Source organism: Streptomyces sp. NPDC053673 (assembly GCF_055585225.1).
Window position 1 is genome coordinate 203,749 of sequence record NZ_JBVJKN010000006.1, and the last position, 16,748, is coordinate 220,496.

Consider the following 16,748-nt stretch of genomic DNA (forward strand, 5'->3'; position numbering starts at 1 on the left):
GACGACTACGTAGAGGTGAAGAAGAGATGCCGCTGACCCCCGAGGACGTGCGGAACAAGCAGTTCACGACCGTCCGCCTCCGAGAAGGCTATGACGAGGACGAAGTCGATGCCTTCCTCGACGAGGTCGAAGCCGAACTGACGCGCCTGCTCCGCGAGAACGAGGACCTGCGTGCCAAGCTGGCCGCTGCGACCCGTGCCGCCGCGCAGAACCAGCAGCAGCAGGGCATGCGCAAGCCGCCGGAGCCGCAGGACGGCCGTGGTCCCGGGGCGCCGGTGCCCGCCGCCATATCCGGACCGCCGGTCCAGCAGCAGCCCCCGCAGATGGGTCCGCCCCAGCTGCCCGGTGGTGCTCCGCAGCTGCCCGCCGGCCCCGGTGGTCATGGTCCGCAGGGCCCGATGCAGGGCGGCCCCATGCAGGGCGGCCCCATGCAGGGCGGTCCGATGCAGGGCGGTCCCATGGGTGGCCCGATGGGCGGCCCCATGGGCGGTCCGATGGGCGGCCCCGGTCAGGGCCCGGGCGGCGACAGCGCCGCGCGTGTGCTCTCGCTGGCCCAGCAGACGGCCGACCAGGCCATCGCCGAGGCCCGTTCCGAGGCCAACAAGATCGTCGGTGAGGCGCGTTCGCGCGCCGAGGGCCTGGAGCGCGACGCCCGCGCCAAGGCGGACGCGCTGGAGCGGGACGCGCAGGAGAAGCACCGCGTCGCGATGGGCTCGCTGGAGTCGGCCCGCGCCACGCTGGAGCGCAAGGTCGAGGACCTGCGCGGCTTCGAGCGCGAGTACCGCACGCGGCTGAAGTCGTACCTGGAGAGCCAGCTGCGTCAGCTGGAGACCCAGGCGGACGACTCCCTGGCTCCGCCGCGGACCCCGGCGGCCCCGTCGCTGCCGCCGTCCCCCTCGATGGCTCCGGCCGGCGCGGGTGCCCCGACCTTCGGCGGCAACCAGACGATGGGCGGCAACCCGCAGATGGGTGGCGCTCCGTCGTACGGCGGCCAGCAGCAGATGTCGCCGGCGATGACCCAGCCGATGGCACCGGTGCGGCCGCAGAGTCCGCAGCCGATGCAGCAGGCGCCGTCGCCGATGCGCGGTTTCCTCATCGACGAGGACGACAACTGACGGCGGGCTGTCGCGCGATGGGCGCGTAGCCGTCGGCAGGCTCAGGGCCGGGCCCGGGACACATGTCCCGGGCCCGGCCCTGTTGTGCGTGCGCCTCCGTGTGCGTGCGCCTGCGGCCGGGGCGCGTTTCCCGGTGTGCCCGGTGCTGTGGGCGCGGCCGGTGCTCCGTCCCGAGCACCGGACGGGCCGGGGGTGCGGGGTTCCCCGGCACAAGCAGGGCCCCGGCCGACGACATGGTCGGCCGGGGCCCTGGGGGCGAAGCCAGGCCCTGTCCGGGCGATCTTGTCCGGCCCGCGGCGCCGGCTGCGGCACCTCGCTGCGTTGTCGGAGTCGCCCGAGTACGCCCAGTACGAGGGCGATCTCCCCCAGCTACCGCTGGGAGGTGCCCCCTCCGCCTTGCGATGTGTCCCCTCGGCCCTCCGGGCCTGGGGAGACCCCATGCATCCGACGCCGCGGCCTGTTCCTCGAAGATCGCCCGGACAGGACCTAGTGCCGCGACAGGGCAAAGCTTGCCGGGAGGGGCACTAGGCCGTGTTTGAGAACTCCCGCCTGGCCCGCGACGCCTGGCACGCACACTCGCTGCGTTGTCGGAGTCATCCAAGTACGTCCAGTACGAGGATGATCCTCCGCCTTGCGATTGCACGCACCAGACGCCGCGCGCCCCGCCCTACGGGCGGACGGCGCTAGTTCTCAAACACGGCCTAGGCCTTTCGGAGCCGGAAGGTCAGGGACAGTCCCTCGTCCGTGAAGGCAGAGCCGTAGGTGGCGTCGGCCTCACCCGCCGCGAAGTCGGTCGCCAGGACCTCGTCCGCGATCAGCGAGGAGTGGTCCGTCAGCGCCGACGTGACCTCCGCGTCCGTGGAGGACCAGCGGAGCGCGATACGGTCCGCCACGTCCAGTCCGCTGTTCTTGCGGGCCTCCTGGATGAGGCGGATCGCGTCACGGGCGAGGCCCGCGCGGCGCAGCTCCGGAGTGATCTCCAGGTCGAGGGCGACCGTCGCGCCCTGGTCGGAGGCGACCGACCAGCCCTCGCGAGGGGTCTCCGTGATGATGACCTCCTCCGGGGAGAGGGTCACCTCCTCACCGTTCACCGAGATCGTGGCCTCCCCGGACCGCAGCGCCAGCGACAGCGCCGCCGCGTCCGCCGCCGCGACCGCCTTGGCCACGTCCTGGACGCCCTTGCCGAAGCGCTTGCCCAGGGCCCGGAAGTTCGCCTTGGCCGTCGTGTCGACCAGCGAGCCGCCGACATCGGACAGCGAGGCGAGGGAGGAGACATTCAGCTCCTCCGTGATCTGGGCGTGCAGCTCGGGGGAGAGCGCCTCGAAGCCGGAGGCCGCCACCAGCGCACGGGACAGCGGCTGGCGGGTCTTCACACCCGACTCCGCACGCGTCGCACGGCCCAGCTCCACCAGCCGCCGGACCAGCGCCATCTGCTGCGACAGCGTCGGGTCGATCGCCGACAGGTCCGCCTCGGGCCAGCTGGACAGGTGGACGGACTCGGGTGCGTCCGGCGTCACCGGCACCACCAGGTCCTGCCAGACCCGCTCCGTGATGAACGGGGTCAGCGGCGCCAGCAGCCGGGTGACCGTCTCCACGACCTCGTGCAGCGTGCGCAGGGCCGCCTTGTCGCCCTGCCAGAAGCGGCGCCGCGAGCGGCGCACGTACCAGTTCGACAGATCGTCCACGAACGACGACATCAGCTTTCCGGCGCGCTGGGTGTCGTACGACTCCATGGCCTGCGTGACCTGGTCCACCAGCGCGTGCAGCTCGCTCAGCAGCCAGCGGTCGAGCAGCGGCCGCTCCGCCGGCGCCGGGTCGGCGGCCGAGGGCGCCCAGCCCGACGTGCGCGCGTACAGCGCCTGGAACGCCACCGTGTTCCAGTAGGTCAGCAGCGTCTTGCGCACGACCTCCTGGATCGTGCCGTGGCCGACGCGGCGCGCCGCCCACGGTGAGCCGCCGGCCGCCATGAACCAGCGCACCGCGTCCGCGCCGTGCTGATCCATCAGCGGGATCGGCTGCAGGATGTTGCCCAGGTGCTTGGACATCTTGCGGCCGTCCTCGGCGAGGATGTGGCCCAGGCAGACCACGTTCTCGTACGAGGACTTGTCGAAGACCAGCGTGCCGACCGCCATCAGCGTGTAGAACCAGCCGCGGGTCTGGTCGATCGCCTCGGAGATGAACTGCGCAGGGTAGCGGCTCTCGAACAGTTCCTTGTTCTTGTACGGGTAGCCGTACTGCGCGAACGGCATCGAGCCCGAGTCGTACCAGGCGTCGATCACCTCCGGCACGCGCGTCGCCGTACCCGGGCACTCCGGGCAGGCGAAGGTGACGTCGTCGATGAACGGGCGGTGCGGATCCAGGGCGGACTGGTCCTCGCCGGTCAGCTCGCTCAGCTCGGCGCGCGAGCCGACGCACGTCAGGTGGTTCTCCTCGCAGCGCCAGATCGGCAGCGGCGTGCCCCAGTACCGGTTGCGCGAGAGCGCCCAGTCGATGTTGTTGTTCAGCCAGTCGCCGTACCGTCCGTGCTTGACCGACTCCGGGAACCAGTTCGTCCCCTCGTTCTCCTCGAGGAGCCGGTCCTTGATCGCGGTCGTACGGATGTACCAGGACGGCTGCGCGTAGTAGAGCAGTGCCGTGTGGCAGCGCCAGCAGTGCGGGTAGCTGTGCTCGTACGGGATGTGCTTGAAGAGCAGCCCGCGGTCGTCCAGGTCCTTGGTGAGGGCCTCGTCCGCCTTCTTGAAGAAGACACCGCCGACCAGCGGCACGTCCTCCTCGAAGGTGCCGTCGGGACGGACCGGGTTCACGACCGGCAGTCCGTACGCACGGCAGACCTTGAGGTCGTCCTCACCGAAGGCGGGGGACTGGTGGACCAGACCCGTACCGTCCTCGGTCGTGACGTAGTCGGCGTTGACGACGAAGTGGGCCGGCTGGTCGAAGGGCACGAGCTGGAAGGGACGGTCGTACGTCCAGCGCTCCATCTCGGCGCCCGTGAACGTCTGCCCGGTGGTCTCCCAGCCTCCCCCTGGGCCCTGCGGCCCGGGAGGTGCCCCCACGCCGAGAGCCTTCTCCAGCAGCGGCTGGGCGACGACGAGCTTTTCCTCGCCGTTCGTCGCCACGACGTACGTGACCTCGGGGTGCGCCGCCACCGCGGTGTTCGAGACCAGCGTCCAGGGGGTCGTCGTCCAGACGAGAAGCGCGGCCTCGCCCGCGAGGGGGCCGGAGGTCAGCGGGAAACGGACGAAGACGGACGGGTCGACGACCGTCTCGTAGCCCTGCGCCAGCTCGTGGTCGGAGAGCCCCGTGCCGCAGCGGGGGCACCAGGGGGCGACCCGGTGGTCCTGGACCAGCAGGCCCTTCTTGAAGATCTCCTTCAGCGACCACCAGACCGATTCGATGTAGTCGGGGTCCATCGTGCGGTACGCGTCGTCGAGGTCGACCCAGTAGCCCATCCGGGTCGTCAGCTCGGCGAAGGCGTCGGTGTGGCGGGTCACGGACTCACGGCACTTGGCGTTGAATTCCGCGATGCCGTACGCCTCGATGTCCTTCTTGCCGTTGAAGCCGAGCTCCTTCTCGACGGCGAGCTCGACCGGCAGGCCGTGGCAGTCCCAGCCGGCCTTGCGGGCCACGTGGTAGCCCCGCATGGTGCGGAAACGCGGGAAGACGTCCTTGAAGACACGAGCCTCGATGTGGTGGGCACCGGGCATGCCGTTCGCGGTGGGCGGACCCTCGTAGAAGACCCACTCGGGGCGGCCCTCGGACTGATCGAGGCTCTTCGCGAAGACCTTGCTCTCGCGCCAGAAATCGAGCACGGCGTGCTCCAGCGCGGGCAGGTCGACCTGGGCGGGTACCTGGCGGTACTGCGGCGGCGTCATGTACGAGCTCCTCCAACGGACTGTTTCTCTTCCGTCGGAGGGACGAGAGCCATGTGCTGCGCTCCCGCGGTACCACCCTCCTTGGCCCCGGACACGTATGTCCCGGGCCCCCTCATTGGGGTCGCGATGCCGGTTCTACTCGCCTCAGGTCGGCCCTGGGATTTCTTCCGGCGGCTCCGGGGTGATCGTTCACATCGCGCTCGCCCCCGGGCTCGCACCGTCCCCGGGTCGCTCATGGCTGCGTACGACGCTACTCGTCCCCATCCACGCCTTTCGCTCAGCCCAGTGTACGGGCCCCGGCGCGGCGGGGCCGACCGCATTTCCGGGGTGACCCGAATGGCCATACGGGGCCCGGCGGGCTCGGGCGCCGCCCGTGTGGCGGATTACGCGGCGGGGAGCTGGGCACAACGGATGCAGGCTCGCGTTGGGTGAGGCGCGGGGCGGGCCGGACAGGCGGCGTGCCCCGTTGCCGCGCGGCTGGTGTCGATTTATCGTCCCAGCACGATTCGCGAGCAAGATCACAATATGTGAAGGGGCCGCGGCCATGGTGGCGAAGAAGACCGCCGTGAAGAAGACGGCGTCAGCGAGGTCCACCGCCGCTGCGGGGGCGGCGGCCAAGGACGCGAACGGCAAGAAGAGCGCCGTCGCGAAGACCACGAGGAGGGTGACCAAGGCCGACGCATCCGTCACGGACGTGCGCGACGGGAGCGAGGTGAAGACCGCCGCGCCCGCCAGGAAGGCCACGGAGAAGACCACGGGCGGAAGCACGGCCTCGGCCACGACCGCAGTCGCGAAGAAGACCACGGCCGCCAAGGCCACGGAGGCGAAGAAGAGCACCACGGCCAGGAAGACCGCTGCCGCGAAGAAGACCGCAGCCGCGAGGAGGACCGCAGCCGGGAAGGAGGCGGCGGGGCGCTCGACGGCGTCCTCCACAGCGACGGCCGCGAAGGCACCGGGCAGGAAGGCGGCTGCGAAGGCAGGCGCCAGGAAGGCCGCCACGGCGGCCAAGGAGGCGGCCGAGGCCGCGGAGCAGACGGGAGCCAGGACGGTGGCAGCCAAGAAGAGCGCGGGCCGGACCAGTACGGCCACGAGGGACGCCGCGTCGGCGGTGCCCCCGGCCCGTGGCACCGCCGCACCGGGAGAGCTCGCGGTACGGCCGGGCGAGGACCCCTGGACCCCGGAAGAGGTCGCCGAGGCGCGCGCCGAGCTGGAGAGCGAGATGGCCCGTCTGCAGGCCGAGATCAGCCACTCCGAGGAGTCGCTGACCGGGCTGATGCGGGACTCCGGGGACGGCGCGGGCGACGACCAGGCCGACACCGGCACCAAGAACATCACGCGCGAGCACGAGATGGCGCTCGCCGCCAACGCCCGAGAGATGCTCGAACAGACCGAGCGGGCGCTGCACCGCCTGGACACCTGGACGTACGGCCTCTGCGAGATCTGCGGAAAGCCGATCGGAAAGGCGCGGATGCAGGCGTTCCCGCGGGCGACCCTGTGCGTGGAGGACAAGCAGAAGCAGGAGCGGCGCGGCTGAATCCGCACACGGGTCCGTCGACGGGGCCGCACCCTGGTCCGCGCGCCACTGCGTGCCCCGGGCCGGAGCCCCCGGGCCGGAGCCCCGGCCCGAGGTCCGTACGGCGCCATTCCGTGGTTCCTACACGGATCGGACTCGGTGCCGTACTCGCATCGGAGTCCGCATGTGTGTGCCGTACCCTCGTGATCAGTCAGGCACCTAGTTTGAGGGACTCACGTGGCAGAGGCGGAGCGCATCATCGGTACGCCGGATGTTGACGACGACGAGGCTGCGGCTTCTGCCGAGCAGCCCAAGGGCAGGCGCCGCATCTTCGCGCTGTTCGCGGTGGCCGTCATGGCCTATCTGCTGGACCTCGGCAGCAAGATGATCGTGGTGGCGAAGCTGGAGCACCATGAGCCGATCAAGGTCGTCGGCGATCTGCTGAAGTTCGACGCGATCCGTAACCCCGGAGCCGCCTTCGGTTTCGGCGAGGCCTTCACCATCATCTTCACGATCATCGCGACGGCCGTGATCGTGGTGATCGCGCGGCTCGCCCGCAAGCTCTACAGCCTGCCGTGGGCCATCGCGCTCGGCCTGCTGCTCGGCGGCGCGCTCGGCAATCTCACCGACCGGATCTTCCGTTCGCCCGGCGTCTTCGAGGGTGCGGTGGTCGACTTCATCGCGCCCGCGCACTTCGCCGTCTTCAACCTGGCCGACTCGGCGATCGTGTGCGGCGGCTTCCTCATCGTGATCCTGTCCTTCAGGGGCCTGGACCCCGACGGGACCGTCCACAAGGACTGACCGCCGGGACCGGACTCGCGGCCGGACAAGGCATACTCGACGGGTGAGTACCCTTCCCGACATCCGCACCCTGCCCGTACCCGACGGCCTGGAGGGCGAGCGCGTCGACGCCGCCATCTCCCGCATGTTCGGGTTTTCCCGCACCAAGGCGGCCGAGCTCGCTGCCGCGGGCAAGGTCCAGGTCGACGGCTCGGTGGTGGGAAAGTCCGAGCGGGTCAGCGGGGGCTCCTGGCTCGAGGTCGAGATGCCGCAGGCGCCGGCGCCGGTGCAGATCGTGGCCGAGCCGGTCGAAGGCATGGAGATCGTGCACGACGACGACGACATCGTCGTGATCGTGAAGCCCGTCGGCGTGGCCGCCCACCCGAGCCCCGGCTGGACCGGCACGACCGTGATCGGCGGGCTCGCGGCGGCCGGGTACCGGATCTCGACGTCGGGCGCCGCCGAGCGCCAGGGCATCGTGCACCGGCTGGACGTCGGCACCTCCGGGCTGATGGTGGTCGCCAAGTCGGAGCGGGCGTACACCCTGCTGAAGCAGCAGTTCCGGGACCGTACGGTCGACAAGCGCTACCACGCGCTGGTGCAGGGCCACCCGGACCCGCTGAGCGGCACGATCGACGCGCCCATCGGCCGCCACCCCCAGCACGACTACAAGTGGGCCGTGACCGCCGAGGGCAAGGCGTCCGTCACCCACTACGACCTGATGGAGGCGTTCCGGGCGGCCTCGCTGCTGGACATCAAGCTGGAGACGGGCCGTACGCACCAGATCCGGGTGCACATGGCCGCCCACCGCCACCCGTGCGTGGGCGATCTGACCTACGGCGCCGACCCGACGATGGCCCGGCGGCTCGGTCTGACCCGGCAGTGGCTGCACGCGGTGCGGCTCGGTTTCGAGCACCCGTCGGACGGCCGGTGGGTCGAGTTCGAGAGCCAGTACCCCGACGACCTTCAGGCGGCGCTCGACAGGATCGCGGCGGAGAGCGCGTGAGCGGCTTCGTCGTACGGGAAGCGGTGGGCCCGGCGGACCTGGAGGCGTGCTTCGCGGTGCGCAAGGAGGTCTTCGTCGTCGAGCAGCGGGTGCCCCAGGAGATCGAGTACGACGCGTACGACGCGGCGGATGCGGACACGATCCACGTCCTCGCGGTCGGGCCCGACGGTCCGCTGGGCACGGGCCGGCTGCTGCACGGCCCGGCCGCGGCGGGCAAGACCGGCGGCGACGCGTCGGTCGGCTCCCTCGGCCGGCTCGCGGTGACCAAGGCCGCCCGCGGCCTCGGTGTCGGCGTGGCCCTGGTCCGCGCGATCGAGGACGCGGCGCGGGGGCGTGGGCTCGCCGCGGTGGATCTGCATGCGCAGACGCATGCGCTGGGCTTCTACGAGCGGCTCGGGTACGAGGCGTACGGCCCGGAATTCCCGGACGCGGGCATTCCGCACCGGGCGATGCGGCGCGCGCTCTAGTGCCCCTCCCGGCAAGCTTTGCCCTGTCGCGCAAACATTGCCGGTCGCGGCACTAGCCTGCGCTTTCCCGGGCTCCGCCCCGCAGTCTCATGCCCGTCCGGCGCTGGAGGGCCCGCCCTGCCCTTGAGGACACGGCCGAAGGCCGCACGGGGTCCGGTGGGCTTGCCCCCGGTTCGGGAAGGGGCGGAGGCCGGTCACCACGCCGCCGGCCCGCCCCCACCCCGTCCACGCCCCCAGCGAGGGAACATCACGCGGGCCGCTGCCCGTACGGGCACCCCGTGGCGTGATCACCGTCGTGGCGCGCGCCGCGACTGGACGGCGATGCGGCCCGGCGCGCCCGTCTCGCGCCCCGGCAGACGCATCCGCCTCAGCGGCAGCGGAAGGTCTCTGACACCAGAGACATCCGATGCCCGTTCGGAATCCTGCATTCGACCGCTGAAACCAGAAGGGGATTGGGCTGGTCAGCGGGGAATGCGTGGCAGGCTTGCAGGGCTGATCGTCGGTGATTCGACCCTCTGAAGGTGCGCCGTGGACCAATTGGCCCTGCTGTTCGTGCTGTTGCTGGGGGCCGTGGTCACGGTACCGCTCGGGGAGCGGCTGGGGCTGCCGGCGCCGGTGCTCATGACGATCGCCGGTGTGGTGCTCGCGCTGTTGCCGTTCGTGCCGGATGTCGGCGTACCGCCTGAGTACATTCTTCCCCTGCTGCTGCCGCCCCTGCTGTACGCCGCCGTGCAGCGCACCTCCTGGCGGCAGTTCGCCGCGAACATCCGGCCCATCCTGCTGCTCGCGGTCGCCCTGGTGTTCGTCACCACGGTGACGGTGGCGGCCGTGGCGAACGCCGTCGTGCCCGGGCTGCCGCTCGCCGCGGCGGTCGCCCTCGGCGCGCTCGTCGCCCCGCCCGACCCCGTCGCCGCGACGGCCGTCGCCGGATCGCTCGGGCTGCCCCGCAGGCTGGTGTCGATCCTGGAGGGCGAAGGACTTTTCAACGACGTCACCGCGATCGTGCTCTACCACGTGGCGATCGCGGCGGTCGTCAGCGGGACGTTCTCCTGGCCCCGGGCGGCGGGGGAGCTGGTGCTCTCCGCGGTGGTCGCCCTGGTGGTGGGCCTGGTGCTCGGCTGGCTCTCCAACCGGCTCATGGGGCTGCTCGGCGACTCGACCCTGCAGATCGGGCTCACCCTGCTCGTGCCGTACGTGAGCTATGTGCTCGCGGAGGAGCTGCTGGGGTCCGGTGTGCTCGCCGTCCTGACCACCGCGCTCTATCTCGCCGAGAACGCCGTCGACGCGGACGACGTGATGGGGCGGCTCGCGGGGAACACGTTCTGGCACATCGTGGACACCCTTGTGACCGGCGTCGCCTTCGGTCTCATCGGTCTCGAACTCCAGCATGTCTTCGGCACGGCCGCAGGGCGGTGGGCCGAGATGACGGCATGGGGCGCGGCGGTCGTCGGCGTCGTCGTGGTCGTACGGTTCCTGTATCTGATGCCCGCCACCTGGCTCGCGAAGCGGCTCCACAAACTCAGGGACTACGACGAGGAGATCCCGGTCGGCTGGCGCGAGACCGTGGTCATGTGGTGGTCGGGCATGCGGGGCGTGGCTTCGGTCGCCCTCGCCCTGGCCATTCCGCTCAGAACCGGCGACGGGGCGCCCTTCCCCGCGCGCGACGAGATCATCTTCATCGCCTTCGCGGTGATCACGACCACCCTGGTCGCCCAGGGGCTCACCCTCCCATGGCTGGTCAAGCGGCTCGGCGTACGGGCCGACACGGACGCCGAGCAGGCGCTGGAGCGGCAGCTCGCCGTGCGCGCGGCCAAAGCGGCGAAGCACCGGCTGAAGGAGATCGAGGAGGTCGAGGAGCTCCCGGAGGACATCGCCGAGCGGCTGCACCGCGCGGCGTACGACATTGGGGCGCGGATCAGCCCCGACTTCGTCGACGAGGAGCGCCGTGAGTGGTTCGCGCAGCGGGTGGACCGGTTGCGCACGATCCAGCGCATCCAGCGCGAGATGATGTCGGCCGCCCGCCACGAGGTCCTCGCCGCCCGCAGCGAGCCGGGCGCCGACCCGGAGGTGGTGGACCGCGTTCTGCACCACCTGGATGTCCGCAGCCTCCGCTGACGCCGCGTCCCGTACGACACCGGCCGGCCGGCACGTCCCGTACGACACCGGCCGGCGCCGCGCGGCACGCGCTCGCCGGCCGGCGTCGTACGAACGCGGCCGACGGTGTGCCGATCGAAGCCCGGCGCAGCGCGGTGCCGGTCGTAGGATCAAGGTATGGCGCGCACCGTGGTGATCAGTGGCGGAGGTACCGGGATCGGGTTCGCGGCGGCGGAGGCGTTCGCCGCGGACGGGGAGCAGGTGGTGCTGCTCGGACGGCGCGAGGAGGTGCTCGCGCGGGCGGCCGCGCGGATCCCCGGTGCCCGCTACTGCGCCGCCGATCTCAGCGAGCCCCAAGGCGCCAGGCGCGCCGCGGAGTTCGCCGAGCGTGAGTACGGCACGGTCGACGTCCTGGTGCACAGCGCGGGCGGCAACGGAACGTTGGAGGAGCGGCCCGAGTTCGAGGACCCGCTGAAGGCGATCGCCCACGACTGGACCGTGAACTTCCGGCTCAACGTCCTCACGGCCGCACTGCTCACCGAGGCCCTCAAGGACCATTTGGCGACGCCCGGCGGCCGTGTCCTGTTCCTCAGCTCGATCGCCGCCTACCGCGGCTCCGGCTCGGGCGCCTACGCGGCTTCCAAGGCCGCGCTGCACCCGTACGCGTACGACCTCGCGCGCCAACTGGGGCCGCGCGGCATCACCGTGAACCTGGTGGCACCCGGGTTCGTCGAGGAGACCGGGTTCTTCGGGGGCGAACTCCCCGAGGAGCGCCGCGAGAGACTCATCGCGGAGACCTCCACCGGCCGCGCAGGACACCCCGGCGACGTCGCCCAGACCCTGCGCTGGCTCGCCTCACCGGCCGCCGGTCACATCACCGCCCAGGTCATCCAGGTCAACGGCGGCGCGGAGCGCGGTCACTAGTGCCCCTCCCGGCGAGCTTTGCCCTGTCGCGCCGCCCGGCACGCACCCTCGCTGCGTTGGCCGAAAGCCCTGGTAGCTCCGCTACAAGGACTTCCGGCCGCCTTGCGAAGGCACGCACTGGACGACGCTCTCTGACGGGCAAACATTGCCGGTCGCGGCACTAGCCGTCCCCTCCCGGCCCTGGCCACGGCCGTTCCGGGACGGACCCTCCTCCGGTTCCGGGCGCTCGCCGGGCGGCGCCGGCGCCTGCGAGGTTGCAATGCGGGGCAGCGCGTGCGGCTGGTGGTCGCAGAGCCAGGCGATCAACTGCTCCCGCACCGCGCACCGCACCGTCCAGAGGTCGTCCGCGTCCTTCGCGGTGACCACAGCCCGTACCACCATCGTGCTCGCCGTGGTGTCCGTGACCGCGAGCGACCAGTCGCGGCCGTCCCACGCCGGGCACTCGCGCAGGACGTCGTGGAGCCGCTCGCGCATTTCGGGCACGGGCGCGGAGTGGTCCAGATGGAAGAAGACCGTGCCGGTCATCTGGGCCCCGCCGCGCGACCAGTTCTCGAACGGCTTGCCGGTGAAGTACGAGACCGGCATCGTGATCCGCCGCTCGTCCCAGGTGCGTACGGCGAGGAAGGTGAGCGTGATCTCCTCGACCGTCCCCCACTCGCCGTCCACGACGACCGTGTCGCCGATCCGCACCATGTCGCCGAACGCGATCTGCAGCCCGGCGAAGAGATTGCCGAGTGTCGACTGGGCAGCGATACCGGCGACGATGCCGAGGACACCGGCCGAAGCGAGCATGGACGCGCCGACCGTCCGCATCGCGGGGAAGGTCAGCAGCATCGCCGCGACCGCCACCACCCCCACCACCGCGGTCACGACCCGCTGGATCAGCGTGACCTGCGTACGGACCCGGCGCACCCGGGCCGGATCGCGGGTCGAGGCGGCATAGCGGCTGTAGGAGGACTGGACGACGGCCGTCGCGATCCGCACCACCAGCCAGGCCGATGTGCCGATGAGCACCAGCGTCAGCATTCGCCCGATGCCCGCCGCGTGCTCCTCGACGACCCCGATCCCCGTCTGCGGGAACGTCCCTCTGAGCAGCGCCGTACCGAGCACCGCCTGGAGCGGAACGCGGCAGCGGCGGAGCAGGCCCCACAAGGGGGTCTCGGTGTGCCGGGCGTCGGCCCGGCGGAGCAGCAGATCGACCAGCCATCCCACCACAAGAGTGAGCACGACCGAGCCGCCGACAACGATCAACGGGCGCAGCACGTTCTCCATGTCCTGGAACGTAACCTGGCCGCATGGAGATCATGCTTTTTCACTCGACGTTCGGTCTGCGCCCCGCGGTACGGGACGCTGCCGAGCGGCTGCGGGCCGCCGGGCACGAGGTGTGGACGCCCGACCTCTTCGACGGCCGGACGTTCGAGACGCTCGAAGAGGCGAGGGCCTACAAGAACGAAATCGGCCTGGACGAGGTCCTGAAGCGGGCGATCGTGGCAGCCGCGCCCCACTCCGAGCGTGGACTCGTCTACGCGGGCTTCTCGCTGGGTGCGGCCGTCGCGCAGAACCTGGCGCTCGGCGACGAGAAGGCGCGCGGGCTGCTCCTGCTGCACGGCACGTCGGACATCGCGCCGGACACGAAAGTCGACGAGCTGCCCGTGCAGCTGCATGTCGCCGACCCCGACCCGATGGAGCCGCACGACTGGCTGACCGCCTGGTACCTGCAGATGGGCAAGGCGGGGGCGGACGTCGAGGTCCACCGCTACCCGGGTGCCGGGCACCTGTACACGGATGCGGACCTGCCCGACTACGACGAGGACGCCGCCGAGCAGACGTGGCGGGTGGCGCTCGCCTTCCTGGAGACGCTTTAGGCCCTACGAGCGCCTACGACTGACCGCTTCGAGCGTCACTTCGCGGTGGAGCACGGTGTCGCGAGCCCGCCAGACCGTGCCCATGCCTCCGCTGCCGGGCGGCTCGATCAGCTCGAACCGCCCGGTCGATCACGTCCCCCCGGCGCATGCGTGGCGCCGGGTTGGAGGAGACCGGTGTCAGCCCGCTCGGTAGGCGGTCCAGCTGTCCTTCATCCGCTGCACCTGGCCCGCGGTGAACTGGTACATGCAGGCGTCGTAGGTGTAGTCCATGAAGTTGTGGATCGGGTCGACGCCGGTCTTGTTGACGCAGGTGTCGCGACCGGTCGGGCAGGCGTATGCGGCGCTCTTCTCGGCCGGGGTGTCGGCGACGTAGTCGCCGTTGCCGTTACAGCCGCCCTGGAAGGTGTGGTAGAGCCCCATCCAGTGGCCGACCTCATGGGTGGCGGTGTCGCCCTCGTCGTAGTTGGTGGCCGAGCCGCCGGGCAGTGAGGTGTCGAGCAGCACCACACCGTCCATGGAAGGGCTGGAGTTGTAGGACGACGGGAAGGTCGCCCAGCCGAGCAGACCGCCGCCGAGGTTGGCGGTGTAGATGTTCAGCGCGCCGGCGCCGCCCTGGCGGAGGGTGGACTTCATGGTCTTCTCGGCGGTGGAACCGGAGCTCAGGTTGTACCAGGACGCGTTGTCCGTGTAGTCGGTGCCGGCCAGCGAGAACTGGAAGGTGGAATCGGTGTTGCCGGTGCCCTGGCCGCCGAAGGCCGCGTTCAGGACCGCCATCTGGTTGCTGATGTCGGTGGCGCTGAGCTTGCCGGTCGTGCCGTCGTGGACGACGTGGAAGTAGACCGGGATGGTGGTCGACGCGGCGACGGACAGGCCACGGGCGTTCGTCCTCGCCGCCTCGAGTCTCTTCTTCAGGTCCGCGTCCATGGCCTTGGCCTTGGCCTCGGTGACCTCGTTGGGCTCATTGGCGTGGCCGGAACCGGACGGCCGGGACTCGCGGGCGGCGGCGCTCGCGCCGTCCTCCGCGCAGTCCTCGGCGGCGGACGAGGCGGCGGGGGTCTTGGCGGCGGCGATCCCGGTGGGGGCGGAGAGCGGGGCGATGGCCAGGGTTCCGGCCATGATTGCCGTACCGATTGCGCGGTTACGCAAACGTGGGGATATACGGACAAAGGCACGCATTGTGTCTCCTTGCGGGGGGTTGTGAAGGGGCCTTCTTGGCCACCGCGGGGAGATTACGGGTGCATGCCAGATCTAGTTGAGGATTGATCAAGCCCAATCAATCTTTGAGCAATTGAGGGCATCAGGGAGAAAACCTTCAGGCCTGTCCGGGGTTTGAGATCTGCGTGTAACGAATGGGCATAGAGAAACGGGTGGTGTGTCCGCATTGGTACTGCGGAGCACACCACCCGTCGTGGCGATGTGATGAGGTGTTAACAGATCGCGGAGTGGCTGAATTTCGCCCCTCAGTGCACCGGCTGGTTCACGCGCTCGACCTTCTGCGTTCCGTTGAGCGTCCGGTACGAGCGCGTCCAGGTGGCCGTCGCGTCCTGTCGCGTCTTGTCGGAGAGGACGTAGTAGTCCATCTGTGAGCGCTCGGCGGTCACGTCGAGCACGCCGTACCCGTGGCTGTCCATGTCGAGCCACTTCACATGGCGGTTGGCGGCCTTGAGGGCGGTGGACGCCACCAGCGAGAGCGTGCCCGGGGCGACATGCAGGGTGTCGTCGAGGTTGTCGGAGGTCACCGACGTCACCACGAACTCGGTCGCGGCCGACCGCGACAGCGGGTACGTCGCCGCCGTCACCGGTACGTCATTGGCCCAGGCCATGTGGATGTCGCCGGTGAGGAAGACCGTGTTCTTGATCCCGCGGTCGGTCAGATGCTTCAGCAGCTCCTTGCGGTCGTCCGTGTACCCGTCCCACTGGTCCACGTTGATCGCGAGCCCCTCCTTGGGCAGACCGAGCAGCTCGGCGATCGGCCCCAGCAGATGGGCCGGCAGGGAGCCGAAGGCGACCGGCGAGATCATGACCGACGTACCGACCAGCTTCCAGGCCGCGTCCGAGGACGCCAGGCCCGACTTCAGCCAGTCGAGCTGGGCGCGGCCGGTGATCGTGCGCTCCGGGTCGTCGACCTTGCCGCTGCCCACCGACGCCTGCTGCGAACGGAACGAGCGCAGGTCCAGCAGGTGCAGATCGGCCAGCTTGCCGAAGCGCAGCCGGCGGTAGACCGTGCCCTCCGTCGAGGCGCGTACGGGCATCCACTCGAAGTACGCCTGCCGAGCCGCCGCGGCGCGCGCCGCGAAGTCGCCCTCGGTGCCCGGCGTGTGGTTCTCGGCGCCGCCGGACCAGCTGTCGTTGGCTATCTCGTGGTCGTCCCAGATCGCGATGACCGGGTGCGCGGCGTGCAGCGCCTGGAGGTCGGCGTCCGTCTTGTAATTGCCGTGCCGGGTCCGGTAGTCGGCGAGGCTGACGATCTCGTGCCTGGGCTCGTGCCGCCGTACGACGTACTTGTCCTCCGGGTAGCCCCCGCTCTCGTACTCGTAGATGTAGTCGCCGAGATGCAGGATCGCGTCCAGGTCGGCGCGGGCCGCCAGATGCCGGTACGCCGAGAAGTAGCCCGACTCCCAGTTGGCGCAGGAGACCACTCCGAAGCGCACTCCGGGCGCGGCGGCGTCGGCGGCCGGGGTGGTCCGCGTACGGCCGACGGGCGAGACCGCCGAGCCGGCGGTGAACCGGAAGTAGTGAACGGTCGCCTGGCGAAGCCCCCTTACATCCACCTTGACGGTGTGGTCGGAGGCGGCGGTCGCGGTCGTCCGTCCGCGGGCGACGACGTTCGAGAAGCCCTTGTCCTCCGCGACCTCCCAGCTCACCTCCGTGTCAGGGCCCTTGCCCGAGCCGGGCAGGGCGTCCGGCGCCGGGGTGACCCGGGTCCACAGCAGTACGCCGTCGGGGAGCGGGTCACCGGAGGCGATCCCATGAAGAAAGGCCGGGCCCTGCTCGACGGCAGAGGCGGCGGTGGCGCCCGCGAGAACGGGTGCGGCAACAGCCGTGGCGGCAGCGGCCTTGACGACCGTGCGGCGGCTCGGAGATGAAGGGAGTCTGTTGGTCACGGCCGATC

General features: G+C 70.7%; 12 protein-coding genes. 8 read left to right on the forward strand and 4 right to left on the reverse strand.

The features are described 5' to 3' along the window. Nucleotides 1–26 precede the first annotated feature (26 nt). Complete coding sequence (locus tag ACZ6ZQ_RS12135) at nt 27–1,115, forward strand: DivIVA domain-containing protein (protein WP_469768430.1); 1,089 nt, start codon at nt 27–29, stop codon at nt 1,113–1,115. Nucleotides 1,116–1,816: 701 nt separating this feature from the next. Here ACZ6ZQ_RS12135 and ileS read toward each other — a convergent pair. Next, nucleotides 1,817–4,987 carry an isoleucine--tRNA ligase gene (ileS, locus tag ACZ6ZQ_RS12140; protein ID WP_469768431.1) on the reverse strand — a complete coding sequence of 1,057 codons (3,171 nt, stop codon included), beginning with the start codon at nt 4,985–4,987 and terminating at the stop codon, nt 1,817–1,819. 544 nt (nt 4,988–5,531) lie between these two features. Between ileS and ACZ6ZQ_RS12145 the strand changes: the two genes are divergently transcribed. The 6 genes from ACZ6ZQ_RS12145 to ACZ6ZQ_RS12170 all read left to right on the forward strand — a co-directional run bounded on the left by ACZ6ZQ_RS12145 (nt 5,532) and on the right by ACZ6ZQ_RS12170 (nt 11,771). Further along, nucleotides 5,532–6,521: a TraR/DksA family transcriptional regulator gene (locus tag ACZ6ZQ_RS12145; RefSeq protein ID WP_469768432.1), complete on the forward strand. Its 990-nt coding sequence runs from the start codon at nt 5,532–5,534 to the stop codon at nt 6,519–6,521. A 216-nt stretch (nt 6,522–6,737) separates the two neighbouring features. Then, on the forward strand, nt 6,738–7,301 hold the full coding sequence (gene lspA, locus ACZ6ZQ_RS12150) for a signal peptidase II (RefSeq protein ID WP_469768433.1): 564 nt from the start codon (nt 6,738–6,740) through the stop codon (nt 7,299–7,301). A 43-nt stretch (nt 7,302–7,344) separates the two neighbouring features. Next, nucleotides 7,345–8,286: an RluA family pseudouridine synthase gene (locus ACZ6ZQ_RS12155; protein WP_453665646.1), complete on the forward strand. Its 942-nt coding sequence runs from the start codon at nt 7,345–7,347 to the stop codon at nt 8,284–8,286. After that, nucleotides 8,283–8,753: a GNAT family N-acetyltransferase gene (locus ACZ6ZQ_RS12160; RefSeq protein ID WP_469768434.1), complete on the forward strand. Its 471-nt coding sequence runs from the start codon at nt 8,283–8,285 to the stop codon at nt 8,751–8,753. The genes ACZ6ZQ_RS12155 and ACZ6ZQ_RS12160 overlap by 4 nt, the downstream gene beginning before the upstream one ends. Nucleotides 8,754–9,281: 528 nt before the next feature. After that, nucleotides 9,282–10,868 carry a Na+/H+ antiporter gene (locus tag ACZ6ZQ_RS12165; RefSeq protein WP_469768435.1) on the forward strand — a complete coding sequence of 529 codons (1,587 nt, stop codon included), beginning with the start codon at nt 9,282–9,284 and terminating at the stop codon, nt 10,866–10,868. A gap of 156 nt (nt 10,869–11,024) precedes the next feature. Further along, a complete protein-coding gene (locus tag ACZ6ZQ_RS12170) occupies nt 11,025–11,771 on the forward strand; it encodes an SDR family NAD(P)-dependent oxidoreductase (RefSeq protein ID WP_469768436.1) in 747 nt (248 codons plus the stop codon). 81 nt (nt 11,772–11,852) lie between these two features. Here ACZ6ZQ_RS12170 and ACZ6ZQ_RS12175 read toward each other — a convergent pair whose 3' ends face one another. Beyond that, nucleotides 11,853–13,043, reverse strand: coding sequence for a mechanosensitive ion channel family protein (locus tag ACZ6ZQ_RS12175; protein WP_469768437.1), 1,191 nt, complete (start codon nt 13,041–13,043; stop codon nt 11,853–11,855). Nucleotides 13,044–13,066: 23 nt separating this feature from the next. On the opposite strand from ACZ6ZQ_RS12175, the gene ACZ6ZQ_RS12180 reads away from it, so the two are divergent. Further along, nucleotides 13,067–13,636: a dienelactone hydrolase family protein gene (locus ACZ6ZQ_RS12180; RefSeq protein ID WP_469768438.1), complete on the forward strand. Its 570-nt coding sequence runs from the start codon at nt 13,067–13,069 to the stop codon at nt 13,634–13,636. A gap of 177 nt (nt 13,637–13,813) precedes the next feature. On the opposite strand, the gene ACZ6ZQ_RS12185 is transcribed toward ACZ6ZQ_RS12180, so the two are convergent. Both ACZ6ZQ_RS12185 and ACZ6ZQ_RS12190 read right to left on the reverse strand, forming a co-directional pair. Next, entirely contained in the window at nt 13,814–14,812 is a 999-nt protein-coding gene (locus ACZ6ZQ_RS12185) for a zinc metalloprotease (RefSeq protein WP_469768439.1), read from the reverse strand. Between the two features lie 284 nt (nt 14,813–15,096). Continuing rightward, complete coding sequence (locus ACZ6ZQ_RS12190) at nt 15,097–16,740, reverse strand: alkaline phosphatase D family protein (protein ID WP_469768440.1); 1,644 nt, start codon at nt 16,738–16,740, stop codon at nt 15,097–15,099. Between the last annotated feature and the right edge of the window lie 8 nt (nt 16,741–16,748).

What these genes read in the sequence shown, in the direction of transcription:
- ACZ6ZQ_RS12135 (WP_469768430.1), top strand. Translation starts at nt 27, where the DNA reads ATGCCGCTGACCCCCGAGGACGTGCGGAACAAGCAGTTCACGACCGTC.
- ileS (WP_469768431.1), bottom strand. Translation starts at nt 4,987, where the DNA reads ATGACGCCGCCGCAGTACCGCCAGGTACCCGCCCAGGTCGACCTGCCC.
- ACZ6ZQ_RS12145 (WP_469768432.1), top strand. Translation starts at nt 5,532, where the DNA reads ATGGTGGCGAAGAAGACCGCCGTGAAGAAGACGGCGTCAGCGAGGTCC.
- ACZ6ZQ_RS12170 (WP_469768436.1), top strand. Translation starts at nt 11,025, where the DNA reads ATGGCGCGCACCGTGGTGATCAGTGGCGGAGGTACCGGGATCGGGTTC.
- ACZ6ZQ_RS12175 (WP_469768437.1), bottom strand. Translation starts at nt 13,043, where the DNA reads ATGGAGAACGTGCTGCGCCCGTTGATCGTTGTCGGCGGCTCGGTCGTG.
- ACZ6ZQ_RS12180 (WP_469768438.1), top strand. Translation starts at nt 13,067, where the DNA reads ATGGAGATCATGCTTTTTCACTCGACGTTCGGTCTGCGCCCCGCGGTA.
- ACZ6ZQ_RS12185 (WP_469768439.1), bottom strand. Translation starts at nt 14,812, where the DNA reads ATGCGTGCCTTTGTCCGTATATCCCCACGTTTGCGTAACCGCGCAATC.